This is a genomic window from Parapedobacter sp. 2B3, from assembly GCF_041925275.1.
In the GTDB taxonomy this organism is placed as follows: Bacteria; Bacteroidota; Bacteroidia; order Sphingobacteriales; family Sphingobacteriaceae; genus Parapedobacter; species Parapedobacter pyrenivorans_A.
Window position 1 is genome coordinate 483,512 of the sequence record NZ_JBHEUZ010000002.1, and the last position, 20,270, is coordinate 503,781.

Genomic DNA, 20,270 nt, shown 5'->3' on the forward strand with positions numbered 1-20,270 from the left:
CTGTTTTCGGTTAATTGTTTTCCACTATTCGTTATCTATACGCTTCATGCTGTACCAGTTGGGTATTCAATAGCTCGTTGTAGGGAATAGGCAGTATTTCGTGCTTTCCTTCCACGAAGCCGCGCCCGCCTAGCACCGCCGGTGCCCGCCCGGATCTAACCAGGTCATACCAACGGTGGCCCTCGGTGGCCAGTTCTTTGCGTCGCTCCAGGAAAATATTGTCTAGCGTGACCGCTATAGGCCCAAGCCCCACGCGATCGCGTACAGCATTGAGCAATTGGTAAGCACGGCTGCCGGTGCCGGCCCCCTGTCCGCTTTCCACCAAGGCCTCGGCCTCCATCAAATAGGTGTCGGCTAGCCGAATCTCAATATAGTTCTGTGGGTAGTTCAGCTCGCGAACGCCATTGGTGGCGGCAAACTCGGTCAGTGGCGCATATTTTTGGATAAACCAACCCGTGTTCATATATCCCTTCTCGTATTGGGCTGCACCGATTTGTTCCAAACTATCCACGTCGGCTACCGTCACTTTAAACCGGGGGTCGTAGTGCAATAAATTATATAAGTCTTCCGTGATGGGGCAGAAGCTCCAACCCGAATAGTATGACGGTCCGCTATACCCCCGTGGGCCGAACATGACGGTAGCTACGTTGCCGTAAAATTGGCCCCATGCACCCCAATCCAAAGCGCCAACAGCCGAGTGTACGATTTCGAAGATCGATTCCGAATGGAATTTATTATCCGGGCGGAACACATCCCCAAAATCATCCAATAGGCGGTATCCATATTGGCTGGTTCCACCAGGTGTGCCGTTTACCTCGGCCAGTTGGGCTGCTGCTTCGTTCCATTTTTTCTGGTACACATACACCTTGCCCAGCAATGCTTGGGCAGCCCCTTTCGTTGCACGTCCGCCTTCCGTTGCCCCGGGTACAGTGGGTGGCAGCACGGCAATAGCGTCTTTCAGGTCCTGTTCCACTTGCGCATAAACCACTTCCGGAGCAACTTGTGTCTGTTCACGCATGTTGTCGGTAGTCAGCGGTTCGGTATAAAAGGGAATGTTGCGGAACAACCTGACGAGATCGAAATAATAGTAAGCACGTAGGAACTTGGCCTCGGCAATATACCGGCTGGCCAGTGCTTCATTCAACCCCGGAACCCCCTCATTGAGTTTTTTGATGTATACATTGGCGCGTGACACGCCCGTAAAGTTCCGGTTCCAATAGTCCTGCTGGGGGCCGATGGATTCATTGAGTGTATAATTGCTCCAACGTTGCCAGGTTTCCATATCATTGGGGCCACCGCCGCCAGCCACGTGGTCGTCTGATGCGGCGTTGACCGCACCGAAATTAAAGTAGGTCACGGCAGTTTGCCAGCCAACGGGGTCGTAAACCGATACCAAACCGGCAAAGGCCTCGTTCGGGTTACTGTAATAGGTATCTTCCATCAACGTCCCTTTTGGGTCTGGATTGAGGAATTCTTTGGAGCACGCGCCCAGTAAAAGCAATGCGGTGCCTCCCACGGCAAGATATAGCTGAAAAATCTTTTTCATGATATCAATGTTCAAGGTTTATAAAGAAAGATTGAGGCCAAACAAGAAAGAGCGCGCCTGCGGATACACACCGGTATCTATCCCCCAGATGTCGGGGCCACCGCCCACTTCGGGATCATATCCGGTATATTTGGTAAATGTGAACAGGTTGTTGCTGCTCACATAGGCCCTTACCTTACGGAGGCCGATTTTGCCGGTCAATGTAGTTGGCAAGGTGTATCCCAGTTGCAGTGTCTTAATCCGCAGGTAGGCACCGTTTTCCAGAAAGAATGCCGAGGGCTTGGCGTAGTTTTGATTGGGATCTGCCAGTGTAGCGCGGGGCTTATCATTGGAACTTCCTTCACCCACCCATCGGTTCAGGTACTTACTATGCCAATTGGCGCTCGCCACGTCGAGGCGACGCAGCCCCTGGAATATCTTATTACCCGTGGCACCTTGGCCAAACACGAGCAAATCAAAGTCGCGATAAGCCACATTCAATGTTAACCCATAGGTAACTGTAGGCATCGGGTTGCCCAAAAATGTCCGGTCGTCGGCATTGATCGTGCCATTCCCGTCTAAATCGGCCCATTGGAAATCGCCGGGTACAGCGTTCGGCTGGATGCGGTTTCCTTCCGGACCGGTATAGGCATCGATCGCAGCTTGGTTTTGGAACACGCCCAAGATTTCGTATCCATAAAATGAATTGTATGCGTGTCCCGGTACGGTACGTTGCAACCCATGCACGAAATTCTGTATACCGCCGGCACCGTCTTCGATGAAATCAACGTTTTCGCCAAGATATGTAACCTTATTGGTCGAGTAGGAGATGTTTCCATTGGCGTTGAGGTTAAAATCGCCAACCGTTTTCCGGTAGCCCAACTCAAATTCGACACCCGTGGATTGCAGATTTGCCAAGTTGGCCGTAGGTCGGCCCACACCCACGTATCCCGGAATATCCACCTCCCTTAGAATGCCAGACGTCTTTTTCTCATACCAATCGAACGAAAAGCTCCAATCGCTGAACAACGAAGCATCCAGACCGGCATTTAGTTGGCTGGTTTCCTCCCATGCCAACAGTGGGTTTGCAGGGGCATTGGGGCTAGCTCCTATATACATGTTATCCACGCCGAAGATGTAGTTGCGTCCGCCGCCCATGCCAATAGTTGGTACGAAGAGGAAATTACCGATATTGTCATTCCCCACCACACCATATGAAGCCCTGATCTTGAGGTTGTTTAGGATGTTGTTGGGTGTCCAAAACTCTTCATTGGTCAACACCCACCCCACCGATGCGGAAGGGAACACGCCATATTTCCGATCGGCACCGAAGCGCGAAGATCCATCGCGACGGACGATACCCGTGAACAGGTATTTTTCCTTGTAATCATAGACAATCCGGCCAAATAGTGATGAAACATTGTGTGTGATGCCGTCATAAGCGCTAGACAAGCGATCCGATACCGGTACGGATAGGTTGAAAGTAGCTTCATCGAAACTATTGGCAGGAATGTTATTGTACGTGATGAAGACGCCGCTGGTCAGATTTTCGAAATACGCACCTTGGCCCAACAGCACGGTGAAGTTATGGTTGTCGATGTTGCGGCTGTAAGATATGGTATTTTCTAAGTTCCAATTGAAACCCTGTTCACGTCCCCTGTTAAAGGCGGTTGTTGATCGGTTTTGGGTTGCGCTCAGGTAGTAGATACCATCAAAACTTTCATTGCCCCACCAAGCAAGCTTTGCGCCCACCGTTGAGCGTATGCGTAGCCCCTCGATGGGCTCAACTTCAGCAAATACGTTGCCTACAATGTTGTGTGACCAGCCGTAGTTACCCAGCCGGGTATCTACGTAAGCCAGCGGATTGGTCATTTCCTGCGCGTTCAGCGGTACACCGTACGGATTGCCGTTTGCGTCACGTACCACTGGTTGGTTGCTATACGGCACTTGATTCAACATGTCGGGGTCGGTTACGATGATGGGGCTAAGTGGCGACAAATTGATTGCTGAACTCAACGGACCGCCAAATTCGGTGTTGGGATTCAATGACCCTTGGCTTTTGATGAATGAGTAGCCTAGGTTCTCCCCAAACCGCAGCCAGCTCTTTACCTTATGGTCTGAATTGACACGGACATTATACCGGTTATAGTTAGAAATCTCGGGAGTAACCACCCCGTCCTGTCCGAAATAACCGAAAGACGTGTAGAACGTAGACTTCTCATTTCCCCCACTGATGCTCAACTCGTGGTTTTGGATGGGAGCGTTATCGTCAAAAATTGTGTTTTGCCAGTTTGATCCCTCGCCCAGCGAAGCAGGGTTCGGATAGATTATGCTGCCGCCGTCATTCAATGAAATCTCATTTTGGAGTGTGGCATATTCTGTCGCATTAAGTAAGTTGAGTCGCTTTGCGGGGCCCTGCGTGCCGTAGTAGCCGTTGTAACTTATAGCCATTTCTCCTGCGCGGCCTCTTTTCGTCGTAACCAAAATGACCCCCGCTGCGGCGCGCGTACCGTATATGGCCGCCGAGGCCGCGTCTTTCAGCACTTCAACAGATTCAATATCCGAAGCGTTTAGGTAATCGATACCGCCGGCATCGACCACTACGCCGTCTACCACATAGAGCGGTGTATTGTTATTTAGCGTGGTCACGCCGCGTACACGGATGGTGGCTCCCGATCCGGGAGCACCCGAGTTCGCTGTAATGGTCACGCCTGAAGTGCGCCCTTGCAGCGCGGTTTCCAATCGGCCTACTACCTGGTTTTCAATGTCAGCGGCGCGAACACTCGTAATCGCTCCGGTGACGACACTTTTCTTCTGCGTGCCGTACCCAATGACCACCACCTCTTCCAAGGTACTCAAATCCTCTTCCAACGATACGTTGATGGTCCCGCTGTTATCGACCACTCTATGTTGCGTGGCCATGCCCATTTGCTGGAACACCAATGTCGACCCGGCCCCGGGCACGGTAATCGAGTAGTTGCCCGCATCGTCTGTACTGGTCGCTGTGTTCGTGCCTTGTACGGTCACGGTTACGCCGGGAAGAACTTTTCCGTCTGCAGCGGCGGTCACCGTACCCGATACTTGAAGGGTCTGCGCAGCAAGCGCAAACGGCAAAAAGCACATACATAGCATCATCAATGCATGTAAAACTCTTTCTTTCATAATAACTGATATTATTAAATGGGTTAAAAAATTGGTTCACTGTGTCTCGCCCATCTATGGCAGAGGCACGAAACAAAACTAGCCGATGTAACCTGAAATCCCGGCAGAACCACCTGCTACAATACCCCTACAAGCAGTACAAAAAACGAGATGAAAGGGTTGTTTTAGGCCTACAATGCCCCTACATACATTATTTAATGTATTGATAAGCAATGGATTGGAATCAACGTGTTTTTATTGCCGAAATCGGTTATGCTTTGGCCGCTATGTGTAACAAAAACTCATAAAGGTTCTGCTCCGGGTCAAGCTGGAGTTTCTTGCGCAGTCGGTACCGGCCCACCTCCACTGCCTTGATGGTAATGTTCATCAGCTGGGCAATTTCTTTGGAAGATAGGTTCATCCGCAGGAAAGCACATAGCTTAAGCTCGTTGGGGGTAAGGTCCGCGTACTGTTCCTTCAGGTTGGTGAAGAACCCTTCGTTTACATGATTGAAATGTACGCTGAACTGTTCCCAGTCTTCATCGGTCCGTTCCGCGTTGCGGATGAGGCGGATCAGTTGTCGGAAGTTGATGGTACTATCGCTGAAATTGTGCTTTTTTACCACGGAGAGGATGGTTTCCTTGATTTTGGCGAGTACCTCACCGCGCTGCACCAAGTGCATGGTCATGTTGGCCAGCTCTTTGTTCTTGAAGTCTATTTCAGCCTCCAATTTTTCATTTTTCAGTCTTACTACTTCTTTTTCGCTTCGGTCAAGCTCCAGTTGGTTTAGGTACAATTCGCGCTCATGTTTTTGCTGCAGCTTCCGTTTCTGCCACTTGAATAGGAGGAAGATTAGCAGGCAAATCAATACCAGGTAAATCGTATAGCTTACCGCATTGGCATACCAGGGTGGCTTTATCGCAAAGTGGTAATCGCCTACGGTCGATTCGTTTCCCTTTGTATTTCTGGATTTCACTTTGAAAACATAATTGCCCGGAGATAAGTTGGTATATTCCTTTTCGCTGCGGTTACTCCACGTAGACCATCCCTTGTCAAACCCTTCGAGTATATAGCTGAATTCCACATTGTCTTGTTGGTCGTACAGGGTGGTAGAGAACGAAAAGTGGAAAGAGTTGGATTGGTAGTCTACCGTTGGCGATGCAATTTTGCTTGTTTTATGTCCACCATATAGCGTTCGCTCTTGCTTGTCGCTGTCTATTACCGTTACCAAACTGAGTAATACGTCGGGCCGGCTGATTGCTGCCTTGTACCGTTTGTAGTTGAGGTGGATGGCCCCTTTATTGGCCCCTATGAAAATATTCTCATCGTTCAATGCATAGATATTTTCGAAGCCACCCAATATTTTGCCGTTCAATTCGGGGAAATAAGTGATGGTAAACGGTACGTCGCCGTTCGGCTGGCTAAAGTCGGCCACACCCAGCTTTTTATGGCTCACAAACCACACATTCCCATTGTCGTCTTCCTTCAGGTATTGGAGTTCCATTCCCTTGAACTGTTCATAAAATACCGGGGAGGGAATGAAGCTGTCTGAGTCTGCATCATATTCATAGATGCCATCATTGGTTGCTACCGTGATTTCATTTTTTATCAAGAACAGGTAGTTGTATAGGGTAGCGGGTAGACCTTCCGCTTCGGTGTATGTTTTCTGGTGGCTTACGCTCGTATAGTCATCCGATAGCTGGAATTTGAAAATACCCCGGTAGGGATGCGATGCCCAGATGGCGTGGTGGCGATCGTCATAATGGATAAACCGCAGGGATTCGTAGGGGCCGTCTATACGTCCGACATCGAAAAAGCCGCTGCCGCTGTCAAAGGCAAGGTGCTGTAGGCCGAGGTATGTGCCGGCAATGACGTGTGGGGAGGGGAATACGCGCGATACGGGCTGGAATAACCAGGTACCGGGTATGGCGAAAATGTTGTGCGCTTCCCGGCCCGCGATCTCAAACCCCCCATCTTCATGCCCCATCAGCAAACGGTTGTTAATTTCATTGAGCCCCCATACCTGTCCTTCCGTATTATTCACTTCGGTGAAGTCGGCATGGGAAAGGCTGATGTCTGATTGGGCGGCGTCGATGGGTGAGGTATATAGGCCGTTGGATGTGCCGATATAGAGCTGTCCATCGAAAAGCCGTATGGCGTAACTGCTTGTGGGGTTCGTTTTGTTGGGTTGGATGTATTTGACGGCACTGTTTACCGCGATAAAATCAATGCCGTCATCGAGGGCCAACCAAAGGTTTTGGTTGCGATCGATGAATACACCGCGGACATTGTTTTTTTGCAGCCCTTCGCCGTATACATATTGTTGTACCAGCCTATTTGCACGGTCCATGATCAGCACACCCGCAGATGTGGTGCCGAAGACAAACCAGTCTGTATTTACCGGGAGGCCACAATAGATGCGGTCGGCCGCAAATAAGCGGTCGAATGGTGTTTCTTTGCGAATAAGCGTGTTGTGGGTAAGGTAATAGAGTCCGTTTTTCAGGGTAGTCACCAATAGCGTATCCTGGCTGTACGGCATAATGCCCGTTACCACATTCCCTTCCAGACCTGCGTGGTTGGCCAGTGGTTTCCAAATACCCGCATCGTACCGCATGATGCCTTGGTGCATGGCTTGCGCATAGAGAGCTCCTTCGGCCACGCCAAGGAATTGCCATTCGGTGGCTACCTTATCTACCGTCATACGCCCATCCTTGCAGTGCAGTATTTTGGTATTGGTTCTGAAGAACACTTCATTACCCCGTACCGCGATGTCCCACACATCGGCAAACTTACGCTCCGCTTCGGGGATGAGTTGAACCATGGAGTGATATTGGAGTCTCCCCATGGTATCTGCCTCGAAATAACCCAGCTCATCCTGCCCACCTACATATATGCGGTTATTTTTGTCAATGGCCACCGACCGTACCACGGTGGCATTGGGCAACGGGAAGATGCTCCAGTACCGGCCATTGAAAGTAAGTAGCCCTTCGTTGTTGCCAAAATACATAATACCCTGCGAGTCTTGGGCAATATCCCAATTCTGCAATCCACCCTTGTATTGGTTATTATTATAATTGATGATTTGGGGGATGGCTACCCGGTGTTGGGCGAATCCGTGCAAAAACGTGGCGACAATACAGCAAAAAATAAGTAGGGTTCTTTTCATGGACTACCGTCAGAAAGGCAAAGGTAACGATAATTGGATAATTTGAGTGTTTTGAGTAAGTTTGTGTCAGATACTTAACAACAAACAGATTCGCATGGCCCAAAGAGTATCCCCATTCTTGTTGGGATTGCTTGCTTTACCGCTGCTACTGGTGGTGCCTGCCTATGCCCAAAGCCAAGTGTCCCTTATCCCCAGGCCCACCCTTGTAGAAATGCACGAAGGTGCCTATGTATTCCCTTCCACCACGCCTGTGGCTGCTTTTGAATCCTTTATGGAGGTGGCCAGCGTATTGTACGACCACCCAGCCGTAAATTTCATGGCTGCCGAACGTATCAAATCACACAAGCGTATCCCTGAGAGCGGAGTGCGGCTTGTTCAGGCACGTGCCGAAGATCGGCTAGCCAATGATGCTTACCGTTTGGTGGTCGATACGTCGGGTATCGTTATCACGGCCCACCAAGCACCGGCCATGCTCAACGGCCTATTTACGGTGCTACAATTGGCTTACACGCAACCCGATGGTCGCCGGTTACCGGCGATGGTTATTGAAGACAGACCGCGGTTTGGCTACCGCGGGCTGCACCTCGACGTGTCCCGGCATTTCTACCCGCTTCCTTTTCTGAAAAAGTTCATCGATCTGATGGCGCTGTATAAGTTCAATACGTTCCATTGGCACCTTACCGATGCGCCCGGCTGGCGGCTGGAAATCAACAAATACCCAGAGCTAACCCGACGGGCGGCCTGGCGCACCCACCCGGTGTGGAAGGATTGGCAGCGTAATGGGCAACGCTATCTAGCAATGGGCCAACCCAACGCCAGCGGTGGCTACTACACGCAGGCCGAAGCCCGTCAATTGGTTGCCTACGCAGCGCGGAAGGGGATCACCATTATCCCCGAAATCGAGATGCCAGGGCATTCTGAGGAGGTATTGGCCGTGTATCCCGAGCTTTCGTGTTCGGGTAAGCCCTATCATAACAGTGCCTTTTGCATCGGTAATGAAGCCACATTTACGTTCCTTACGGACGTATTGTCGGAGGTAATGGCTATTTTCCCTTCCGAATACATCCATGTGGGAGGCGATGAAGTTGATAAAACGGCATGGGCAGCGTGTGATAAGTGCAACGCTCGGATGGAGCAACTGGGCGTGGATAGCGTAGATGCGTTACAAGGCTACTTCGTAACCCGTATTGATAGTTTCCTGCGGGCAAACGGGCGGAAACTAATCGGTTGGGACGAAATGATGGAAGGTGGGGTGCCGCCGGGCGCTACGGTAATGAGCTGGCGTGGCGAAGCCGGCGGCCTGGATGCGGCAAATGCCGGGTACGACGTGATCATGACACCCAATTCACACCTCTATTTTGATTACTATCAAAGCGACCCACAAACGCAACCGAAGGCAATAGGGGGCTACACACCTTTATCGGCGGTTTATGCGTATGAGCCGATACCGAATGGACTCGCTGCCGATAAAGTCAAGCATATCCTGGGCGCACAGGGAACTACCTGGACGGAGTACATGCCCACTACGGAACAGGTAGAATACATGGTATTTCCGCGTGCGCTTGCCCTCGCCGAAGTGGTGTGGACGGACCCTGCACGGCGCGATTGGGACCATTTCAATAAGCGGTTGCAACAGCACTATCAACTGCTACAGCGTTGGCAAGTAAACTATTACCGCCCGTCATACGCCGTTGGTATCGATGTGGATTTCAATGCCGATACGTTGACGAATACCATTTCGTTCGCTGTGGAACAATACGAGACAGGGATCCGTTACACCACTGATGGACAGGATCCGGATGCCCGGTCGGCACTGTATACCAAGCCCATTGAACTGGCTATGCCCGCTACCATTAAGGCTGCCTATTTTGTGGATTCGGCACGTGTAGGCCCTATCGCTACGGCCAAAGCGGATATCCACAAGGCGATCGGCAAAAATATCACTTATCAGACCGGATGGGCCGCGGCCTATCCTGCCCAAAAAGACAGCACGTTGCTCAATGGCCAAAAAGGAGGGAAATTAGCGGGCGGGGGCCAATGGCAGGGTTTTGCGAACAATATGGATGTTACCATCGATTTCCAACGCAGGGAAGCCATCAAGTCGGTAGCGATTGATTTTTTGCAAGATACATTGGCCCATGCCCATTTGCCCAGTGATGTGACGGTACTCCTTTCGGACAACGGCAAAAACTTCCGGGAAGCCGGCACCCTTATCACAGGAGGAGCCCCAACGGATCCTTCGCGTAGGGTTGAGACCTATGCCTTCAATTTTGATGCTGTGCAGACGGCACGGTATGTCAGGGTGGTGGCTACCAACGCACAAAATGCCTTGTTGTTGACCGATGAGGTAATTGTGTATTGATTTTGCTGGTTAGGCGCTGACGGGGCAGGTTTCATCCGAAAAGTGGAATGTTTTCCTTAACCTCGTGGTAAAGCTTACCGGTCTTATCCAGATCATCGGATTGGAGCACGTTGAAACAGCGTTGTGCTGCTTTTGGTAATTTCCCGCCGTATCGCTATGTTTGCATACCCAATAGCGCTAAATGATACCGGAGACCCCATTAGAAAACCTATCTGCATCGTACCCCATTACCATGGGCGATCAGGGTGTTTTCGAACAGGTTTTCCGCACCTACCACAAGTCCCTGTGCTACTATGCCCAGCGCATGGTTACAGACCAGACCGCGGCTGAGGACCTCGTATCGGAGGTGTTTATGAAATGCTGGAACGGACGTGTCGCTTTTGACAATGAAGAACATACTCGTTTTTTCCTATATCGGGCGGTGCGCCATGCAGCTATCAATCATTTGAAGGCCGCACAGCGAAGTGCCCAAAAACATCACGATGCGGGCAACGAGTATGACGGCACGGAGGAAAGCCATCAAGAGCGATATATCCGTAGTGAAGTGTTGCGCACCATTTACAACCAAATCGAAACCCTGCCCAGCCAGGAGCGGACGGTCTTATTGCTTTCGCTTCGTGAAGGTAAGAAACTACAGGAGATTGCTGACGAATTGCGGCTTTCGCTGCAAACGGTAAAAAACTGCAAAGGCCGTGCCCTGCGGCGGCTCCGCACAAAGCTGTCGGTGGAAGATTTCATTACCTTGCTTGTAGTATTATCGTACCCATTTTCTTGAGTGTGCTAATACGGCCGTAAAAAATATTCTTTTCCATAGGTACTTTTTTCGTTGGCTGTTGTATTGGTTGTAGATGGACGATAGAGAACGATATAACGAAGATCAGCAGGCAGACCGGATTAGCCGGACATTGGCCCGCCTTATGCATGGCGGCGAGCTCAATGAAACCGAACAATCGGAGCTGAAACAATGGTTGCTTGCAGACGAAAGGCATCAGGCACTTTTCGATTCGCTCGGTAGCGGTCCAGCATTGGTTGATGCGCTGTCAACCTTCGCCAAAGCCGATACGGACGCGGCCTTTGCGCGCGTTCGGGAGCAGTGGGCCGAGCCGGCGCTACGGAGTTCAGGTAAGGTACGTAAGTTGTTGCGTTGGTTGCCCTATGCAGCGGCAGTGGTTGTGGCAATCGGCACCGTGATGTGGTATATCCACAAAGAAGGTGGTGTACAGCCGCCGGAAATTGCCCATACATCAACGAAAGATATTCCCGCCGGTGGCAACCGGGCAGTCCTTCAGTTGGCCGATGGCCGTACCATCAATTTGGACGAAACCCAAACAGGTATCGTTGTAGGTGGCGATGACATCACCTACCTTGATGGAACCTCGGTAGCGACCTCTCTGGTCGCTGACGATGAGGTTGATGCCGAAGAGATGGTATTGTCTACACCCAAAGGAGGTACCTACCAAATTGCACTTCCCGACGGTTCGAAGGTATGGCTCAATGCCGCATCGACATTAAAATACCCATCCCGATTTTCTGCTAAAGAACGAGTTGTGGAACTGGTCGGGGAAGCGTATTTCGATGTGGTAAAAGATGAACGAACCCCGTTCAAGGTCGTTAGCGCAGGCCAGACCGTCGAAGTGTTGGGTACGGAATTTAATGTATCCGCCTACCCGGATGAGGAGGCCATCAACACCACATTGGTAGAGGGAAGTGTGCGTGTAGCATTGGCGGGCGGTGACCAGTCGCCTGTCGTCATACGTCCCGGCCAACAAGCTACCACGCACAAATCGTCTCTTAACGTCAGCGAAGTGGATATCTTCGACTACACCGCTTGGAAAGACGGCATCATTGTGCTTAATAGTGCCCGATTGCCTGACGTGATGCGGCAAGTAGAGCGGTGGTACGATGTGGCAATTGCGCTTCCGGCGTTGAAGACGGATAAGACCGCTTATGTAATCATCAATAGGAATGAAAGCCTGTCAAGTGTGCTGAAGGCACTTGAAGAAACTTATGGAGTGAAACTTAAACTAGAAGGAAGGAGGGTTAGCCTTATCGATTAAGAGGGACTTTTTCAACCGCGGGACTTGGTCACGCGTCTGTCGCAACGAAGAAGCCGAATTTCGACTGACCCTCGAAATCCGGCGGTTGTCGGGCAGAAAACCAATTACTGAACGTATATTTTTTTCTAACCAACAGTACAAACATAATGAATGATAACCATTATGCCAACTATCGCTCACGGCTTTTTTTCCGGTGGTCAGTCTTTGGCAAAGTGCCTTTACAAGCACTCCTGATTATGAAGCTAACGATTTTACTTACCTGTGTGCTATGCTTCCAATCGCTGGCTAGTGCTTTTGCACAAAAAGTAGATATCCAAGTCAACAACAAGTCACTCAAATCCGTCATCCAGCAGTTGCAGCGGCAAAGCGGGTATTCTTTTGTCTTGGATGAGGCTTATTTTACCCAGGCCAAGCCGGTTACATTATCATTGAAAGGCGTGGAAATATTGGATGCACTGCCGTATGTGTTTGCCGACCAGCCTTTTGACTATCAGGTAGAGGGCAAGGTCGTGTATTTCGCCCCTAAGCGAACGGCAAGCCGTACAGATTCACATAATTTACAGCAACAACGTGCGGTAACCGGAAGGGTTACGGATGAACAAGGGAACCCGTTGGAAGGGGTGACGGTAAGACTGAAAGGTACGAATGTGGCAACAACGACGAATGCTGAAGGTACTTACAAAATAAATGATGTAAGTAGTGGAAGTGAGATTACGTACAGTATAGTTGGCTTTGATTCGATGGAAATCCGCATAGTTGATAAAGTCACTATTAATGTTTCGATGAAGGCAACAGTGAGTGATATCGAAGAAGTGGTGGTTGTAGGATATGGCACGCAAAAGAAGAGCGATTTAACCGGATCGATTCATCGTGTAGACGCATCTCAGTATGAGACACAGTCTACAACGAACTTAATCGATATGTTGAACGGCACTGTTGCCGGGTTTAACTCTAATCAGGGCAGAACCGCAGCGGGCGGCGGATCGACAGAGATCAGAGGGCCCAATTCAATTGCAGCCAGTAACAGTCCGTTGCTGGTATTGGACGGAGTGATTTTTAATGGTAATATCAGCGATATCAATCCGTCTGATATTGAAACAATCGATATCCTGAAAGATGCCAGCGCCGCGGCAGTCTTCGGCGCGAGGTCCGCGGCGGGCGTTTTAATCATCACGACAAAAAGGGGCAAAATCGGTAAACCCGAAATCAGTGTATCGGCCGATGCCGGGCTTGTTGGTACTACACATCTGGTGAATTCTTTCGGGCCGGCTGCCTATTTACAGGCGAGAGCTACTGTTTTAAGGCAAATTTACCCGAATAGACCGTACGAGTATTATACAAATCCTGATCAGTTGCCCGCTAACATTACCCTGAATGAATGGAAGAATTATGACATTACGCCGTCTGACGATCCGGTCGGGATGTGGCTGAACCGTCTGTCGCTCTCTCCGGAAGAGCAGGAAAATTATCTGGCCAATAAAACCACCAACTGGTCTGACCTGGTTTTTCAAAACGGAATACGGCAAAATTATGATGTAAGCATCGCCGGTGGAGGAAAAGATGCGCGGTACTTTTTCTCGGGTGGATATACGCATAATGAGGGTAATGTCGTCGGAGACGTATTTAAAACATTCAGGAGCAGAGTAAACATTGATACCGATATCGCGTCTTTCTTAAAGATTGGTGTAAATGCCCAATTTAAGGATGAAGATAATAGTGCTGTGCCTGCTTCATTTGATACCAATTATGAAAGGCAGAGCCCCTACGGGAAGGTGTATAACGATGATGGAACCATGACTTGGTTCCCTAATAATGACAATATTGCCGCAAACCCGCTGTCTTTAGCTACTCACCGTGATAAGTTTACAAAAAGACAGGCTCTTTTCGCTACTTTTTTTGCCGATATAGCCCTTCCTTTTGATATTTCCTACAGGGTTTCTTTCCAAAATCGGTATGCCTGGGTAAAAGACTACCTTTTCGATCCTCTGGAGACTGCACGGGGTGCTAACAATGGCGGTATCGGAAGTCGGAACAATAGCTCCATTAACGAATGGATGGTGGATAATATCCTGAATTGGAATCGTACTTTTTCCGGTATCCATAAGTTTGATCTGACATTTCTGTTTAACGTGGAAAAGTATCAGGGATGGTCCGATTCCCAGCAAAACCTCCAGATAATGCCAAGTACTGTTTTGGGATACCATGCGTTGCACGCCGGGAGCCATCCTACGCTGGAAAATGATGATAACTACAGCACCGGCAACGCATTGATGGGGAGAATAAACTATTCGCTTAAAGATACCTATTTGCTTACAGCAACACTGAGACGGGATGGGTACTCCGCTTTCGGCGCGTTTAATCCATATGCTGTTTTCCCATCGTTAGCGGTCGGGTGGAGGGTGTCAAACGAATCCTTTTTTAATAAACAGGTAATCAACGATCTGAAACTTCGGTTTTCATGGGGTGCCAATGGAAACCGGGATATCGGCAGGTATGCGGCCTTAGCTACCTTAGGCTCCACCGACTATTTGTATGACAATACGCCGGCAAGCGGTGTCAACAGTACCAAAATGGAGAACGCCGGTCTGCGTTGGGAAAAAACAGGAGCGCTGAATGCCGGGCTTGATTTCGGTATACTGGGTAACCGTATTTCGGGCTCGATAGAAGGCTACCACATGATAACCACCGATCTTCTTTTAGATCGGTCATTGCCGAGTATCATCGGCTATAACAGCGTGACGGCTAATCTCGGAAAGATCAGGAACAAGGGGGTTGAGCTGACGATCAATTCAGTGAACATCAATAGGGAAAATGCCTTCCAATGGAACTCGTCTTTTGTATTCTCTTTAAACAGGAACCGGATTCTTCAATTGTATGGCGATATGGTTGATCTGACAGACGCAAACGGGAATGTTATCGGACAAAAGGAAGCGGATGATGTCGGTAATCAATGGTTTATCGGGCAGGCGTTGGATCGGATATGGGACTATGAATTGCTCGGCATCTGGCAACCAGACGAAAAGGACCGGGCGCAGGTTTTCGGTAGGGTTCCCGGAGACCACAAATTGGCGGATATCAACGGGGATAGTGTTCTTTCCCCGCTGGAAGACAAGGTGTTTCAGGGGTATGCGCGACCGAGGTACAGGCTTGGTTTCCGGAATGATATTTCTTTTCTCAATGGTTTTCAGCTTTCGTTTTTTATCCGGGCTGATGTAGGATTCCATCGGAATAATCCGTTGTACAAAAATACCCATTTCCTTGACCGAGTCAATTATTATTCCGTTCCATACTGGACACCGGATAACCCCGGCAACGATTGGCCGAGATTGGATCCTACCGTCTCTTCTCCTGCTTTCAATGTTTGGAAAAACAGCTCATTCATACGACTGCAGGATCTTTCTCTCGCGTATAATATACCTGGCAGTAAACTGAAAAGGCATGGTCTGCAGCGCGTCAGGGCTTACGTTGCACTGCGGAATTACGTTACGTTGACCAGCTGGAACTATTGGGACCCGGAAACGGGGAATGCTCCAATGCCAAAAAATGTGACCGTTGGACTCGACTTCTCTCTCTAATTTCACCTTATTAACTTTTTGAATCATGAAATCAACTATAGTGCTGTTGTCATTGCTGGTGTTTTGCTCGTGCGGGAAAAGCTGGTTGACACCAAAACCATTGTCGTTTTTTACACCTGAAAGTGTATTTGTAGACAAAGCCGGAATGGACGGGCTATTGCTGACCCTTAGAAGGGATTTGCGGAACGACTTTTACGCACCATCCCCCACTAATCTGGCGCATGAATATATTTCTTCTGACTTAGCGGTGGCAGCTGAAACAGCAGCAGCTACCACCCAGAATTTCGATAGACAAGTGGTCCCGACGGGAACCGGGTCTTCCGATTTTTTCAGAAGCTGGACCCAGGCTTTTCAAGCCATCAAAAACGCCAACATTGTCATCTCAAGGATCGATATTCCTGACTGGGATGCTGATAACGATAAGAACGAAGTGCTGGCGGAAGGCTTTTTCCACCGGGCATATTGGTATTATCGGCTGGTGCATCAGTTTGGCGATGTGCCGTTTATCAATAAAGAACATGTAGCGCCTAAAATGGATTTTTATACCCATTCAAGAAAGACAATTCTGGCAAAAATACAGGCAGATATGGAATTTGCTGTACAGTGGCTGCCCGAAATTGTTGAGCCAGGTAAGGTAAACCGGGCGGCGGGCCTCCATTTACTGACCAAGATATGTTTGGCCAATAGTGCATTTGTACAGGCGATAGATGCTGCCAGTGCGGTTATAAATAACGGAAGATATAAGCTGATGACTCAGCGATTCGGCATCGTAGCGGGAGACAGCAGATTTAATGTAATCTGGGATTTACATCAGAAGGAAAACAAGAGTCTCAGTAATAATACGGAAGCGATATTGGTGGTTCAAGATAAGTATGGGTTTCCGGGGAGTACAAACGGAACGCAAACGTTAAGACAATATACGCCCTGGTGGTCGAATAATACGTATTTGAAAGATCCGGACGGCAGGCGGGCATGTATTGACACCAGAGGTAACTGGCAGGTCCTTGCATTTGGCAGAGGAGTAGGACAGCTCAGGCCGTCAAACTATTATCAATACACTATCTGGAAGGATATCTCTGATTTAAGACATGACACGGACACGAACTGGATGCCCGTTTCCAAGATCAGATACAATAATCCGGCCTCAAAGTACTATGGCCAGGTGTTGGATATTCGGTATTCGAATCCACAGGATACGTTCAGGGCATATTATGGATGGCCACATTATAAATTGTATGTAAGTGACGAAAGAGTGCCCGACCAGCCAATCGGGGGGAATGCAGACTGGTATGTGTTTCGTTTGGCAGAGACGTACCTGCTTCGGGCGGAAGCGTATCACTGGGTCGGTGAAAACCAGAAAGCCGCTGAGGATATTAATAAGGTAAGACAGCGAGCAAAAGCGTCGCCGGTTTCTCCAAGTGAGATCTCAATTGCCTATATTTTGGATGAGCGGGCCCGGGAGCTATATGCTGAAGAGCCCCGGAAAACAGAGTTGACACGAATTTCCTTTATAATGGCTGACAACAACCGGAACGGATATGCTATCGGAAACTTTTCGACAAAAAACTTTTGGTATGATCGGGTACTGGCAACAAACTTCTATAACACAGGGCTGCAATGGGGGTTAAATGAATATAAGATGAGTCCATTCCATGTTTTATGGCCTGTTCCACAAAATGCAATTGATTCAAATACCGGTGGAAGGATTAACCAGAATGCCGGATATCCGGGAACGGAGAAGAATGTTCTCCCGCTTACGGAAATAACAGATCAGCAGTAGTGTGAATGCTTTATGTTTAATTCATATGAGAAAACCACTTTGTTTCTTTTTGATTTCACTGGCAATGGCCAGCGCGGGTGCACAAAACATACCGGGTCCGAACATCGTTTTGATCGTGGCTGACGATTTAGGGTACAACGATCTTTCCAGTTATGGCCAATCGCGGTTTTTAACACCACATACGAACAGGCTTTCAAAGGAAGGTGTTCGTTTTACCGCGGCATACTCGCCTAGCGCTGTTTGTTCGCCCACAAGATATGCTATTATGACGGGTACGGACCCATTCCGGTCTTATCATCATTCGCACGTATTGTTCAATGGCGAACCGTTGGTGATAAAAAAGGATCAGATGACGATTGCTTCATTTTTAAAGAAGTGTGGCTATGTTACCGGTATAGTAGGCAAATGGCATCTTGGTTTGGGCGACGCCATGCCGCGCGATATCAATGAGCCGGGCAGGGGCCCCAACGACGTGGGGTTTGACTACTCATATATTGTTCCGGATGGTCATAATATGTATCCCCGATATTACATCGAAAACGGAAAGCCTGTGGTTGAACCAGGGATTACATTTGATTCGGAAGCGGTGATGCTGGACAGGGTAGGTTATAAGTTAGTCCAGCACAGGCCTAAAGGGGAATGGCCGAACCTGCGGCCGGACAGCACGATCGGGAGACGGTTGGTTGATAAAGCGGTTGAATTTATTGAAACACAGAAAAAGCCGTTTTTTCTTTATCTGCCTGCTTGTGCGATTCATTTTCCATTGGCGCCGGATAAAGAATTCGTCGGTAGAAGCGGGATTGGTAAGCATGGAGATTTTGTTCTTGAATTTGACTGGTTGGTTGGTGAGGTTATGCAGGCACTTGACAGGAATAAAATTGCCGGAAACACTTTATTGATAGTGACCAGTGACAATGGCGGATACGGACCTTTGGTGTCATTTGACCATAATCCTGCATTTCCATGGCGGGGAAAAAAAGGAGATGCCTGGGAAGGGGGAACGCGGGTGCCGTTTATTGCGAGGTGGCCAAACCACATCGCAAGAGGACGTATATCGCATGAGCGTATATCGTTGGTTGATTGTTTTGCGACAATGGCCGCCATTACGGGCTCAACATTGCCAAGGGATGCTGCGCTTGATAGCTTCAGCTTCTTACAACTTCTTTTACATGCGGGCGCACAGTCTGACCGGCCTTACCTGGTAACCGGTACCAGGGGAATGAAACAAATGGCGATCCGGGAGGGGAAATGGAAACTCATTTTTGAACCAGAGACGGATAAAGCGCAGTTGTACGATATCGTAACAGATCCGGAGGAAAACAATGAAGTATCAGGGTCCAACCCTCAAATGACAATGTACCTGAAAAGCACGATCAAAAATTATCTTGAATCAGGTAGTTCCAGGCCAGGCGCGGCCGGAGCCACTAAATCTGTCAAAGAGCTATTTCGGGAACGGGAAGCGAGAAATCAATTTATTTCAGATGAACTTAAACACCAGATATGACGGAAATTTTTCGACTAAGAGCAGTTTGCCAGCTGATACTGGCTTTGCTGCCGGTATGCGCTTCATTCGGACAGGCAGATAAAAGTTTTTTGAAGGAACCTCAACTGATACCAGACCCGGGAAACTATTACAAGTATTCACCGGACAGCCGAAGGTTCACTGGCATACCGAGTTTGGCGATTACATGCGATGGACGGCTATATGCTACCTGGTATGCGGGATCGACGCCCGGTGAGGACGCCAATAATTATGTAGTATTGGCTACAAGTGATGATGCTGGCAGGACATGGGAAGAAATCCTGGTGGTCGATCCGGACAGCAAAGGGGCTGTAAGAGCTTTTGATCCGGAAATATGGGTTGCCCCTGACAATGCGCTTTGGTTGTTTTGGGCACAGACGATAGGACACGACGGGACAACAGCGGGTGTATGGGCGATAAAAGCCAATGATCCTGAGAGCAAAACCCTGCATTGGACGATGCCTGAACGCCTGACAGATGGAGTTATGATGTGTAAACCAACCGTGCTATCGAACGGTGATTGGTTGTTGCCTGTTTCTACATGGCGCCTCACAGCGGAGAGTGCCAAGGCGGTTGTATCAATCAATAATGGAAAGAGCTGGACCGTTAGAGGGGCATGCGATGTGCCGGAACCCGACAGGAACTACGATGAACACATGATTGTAGAACGACTGGACGGTTCGCTCTGGATGCTGGTGCGTACCCGATATGGTATCGGTGAAAGTGTCTCTGAAGATGCCGGACGAACATGGAGCGAATTAAAACCATCGCTAATAGCTCATACAAGCTCCCGGTTTTTTGTTCGCCGATTGCAATCAGGTAGGTTACTCCTTGTTAAACATGGTCCGATTCTTACAAAGACAGGACGATCTCACTTAATGGCCTTTGTGTCGGATGATGATGGTATTACCTGGTCAAAAGGCTTATTATTGGACGAAAGGTCCGGAGCATCTTACCCCGATGGACAACAAGCACGAGACGGAACCATTTATCTGACGTATGACTACAGCAGGACGGGTGCCCAGCATGTTCTCCTTACAAGTTTTACCGAAGAGGGTATCTTGTCGGCTGATCACGACGAACAAACGGTTAAGGTATACAACAACCGGAGAATAATAAGCCAAGGCGGCCGATAACCATAA

At 49.2% G+C, this 20,270-nt stretch carries 10 protein-coding genes; 7 read left to right on the forward strand and 3 right to left on the reverse strand.

The genetic code is table 11. From position 1 onward, the window contains the following. Nucleotides 1-31 precede the first annotated feature (31 nt). The 3 genes from ACEVG1_RS04325 to ACEVG1_RS04335 all read right to left on the reverse strand — a co-directional run bounded on the left by ACEVG1_RS04325 (nucleotide 32) and on the right by ACEVG1_RS04335 (nucleotide 7,832). Nucleotides 32-1,546, reverse strand: a complete 1,515-nt coding sequence (locus tag ACEVG1_RS04325; protein ID WP_374742330.1) for a RagB/SusD family nutrient uptake outer membrane protein — start codon at nucleotides 1,544-1,546, stop codon at nucleotides 32-34. Nucleotides 1,547-1,564: 18 nt separating this feature from the next. Beyond that, nucleotides 1,565-4,687, reverse strand: coding sequence for a SusC/RagA family TonB-linked outer membrane protein (locus ACEVG1_RS04330; protein WP_374742331.1), 3,123 nt, complete (start codon nucleotides 4,685-4,687; stop codon nucleotides 1,565-1,567). 250 nt (nucleotides 4,688-4,937) lie between these two features. Then, complete coding sequence (locus ACEVG1_RS04335) at nucleotides 4,938-7,832, reverse strand: triple tyrosine motif-containing protein (protein ID WP_374742332.1); 2,895 nt, start codon at nucleotides 7,830-7,832, stop codon at nucleotides 4,938-4,940. A 94-nt stretch (nucleotides 7,833-7,926) separates the two neighbouring features. Between ACEVG1_RS04335 and ACEVG1_RS04340 the strand changes: the two genes are divergently transcribed. From ACEVG1_RS04340 to ACEVG1_RS04370, 7 genes are all read left to right on the forward strand, one after another. Further along, a complete protein-coding gene (locus tag ACEVG1_RS04340; RefSeq protein ID WP_374742333.1) occupies nucleotides 7,927-10,194 on the forward strand; it encodes a family 20 glycosylhydrolase in 2,268 nt (755 codons plus the stop codon). 181 nt (nucleotides 10,195-10,375) lie between these two features. Continuing rightward, nucleotides 10,376-10,969, forward strand: coding sequence for an RNA polymerase sigma factor (locus ACEVG1_RS04345; protein WP_374742334.1), 594 nt, complete (start codon nucleotides 10,376-10,378; stop codon nucleotides 10,967-10,969). 73 nt (nucleotides 10,970-11,042) lie between these two features. Next, nucleotides 11,043-12,251: a FecR family protein gene (locus tag ACEVG1_RS04350; protein WP_374742335.1), complete on the forward strand. Its 1,209-nt coding sequence runs from the start codon at nucleotides 11,043-11,045 to the stop codon at nucleotides 12,249-12,251. 236 nt (nucleotides 12,252-12,487) lie between these two features. After that, nucleotides 12,488-15,826, forward strand: a complete 3,339-nt coding sequence (locus ACEVG1_RS04355) for a SusC/RagA family TonB-linked outer membrane protein (RefSeq protein WP_374742336.1) — start codon at nucleotides 12,488-12,490, stop codon at nucleotides 15,824-15,826. 85 nt (nucleotides 15,827-15,911) lie between these two features. Continuing rightward, nucleotides 15,912-17,606: a RagB/SusD family nutrient uptake outer membrane protein gene (locus ACEVG1_RS04360; RefSeq protein ID WP_374742337.1), complete on the forward strand. Its 1,695-nt coding sequence runs from the start codon at nucleotides 15,912-15,914 to the stop codon at nucleotides 17,604-17,606. A gap of 25 nt (nucleotides 17,607-17,631) precedes the next feature. After that, nucleotides 17,632-19,110: an arylsulfatase gene (locus ACEVG1_RS04365; protein ID WP_374742338.1), complete on the forward strand. Its 1,479-nt coding sequence runs from the start codon at nucleotides 17,632-17,634 to the stop codon at nucleotides 19,108-19,110. Beyond that, entirely contained in the window at nucleotides 19,107-20,264 is a 1,158-nt protein-coding gene (locus ACEVG1_RS04370; RefSeq protein ID WP_374742339.1) for a sialidase family protein, read from the forward strand. Before ACEVG1_RS04365 ends, ACEVG1_RS04370 begins: the two co-directional genes overlap by 4 nt. Nucleotides 20,265-20,270 lie beyond the last annotated feature (6 nt).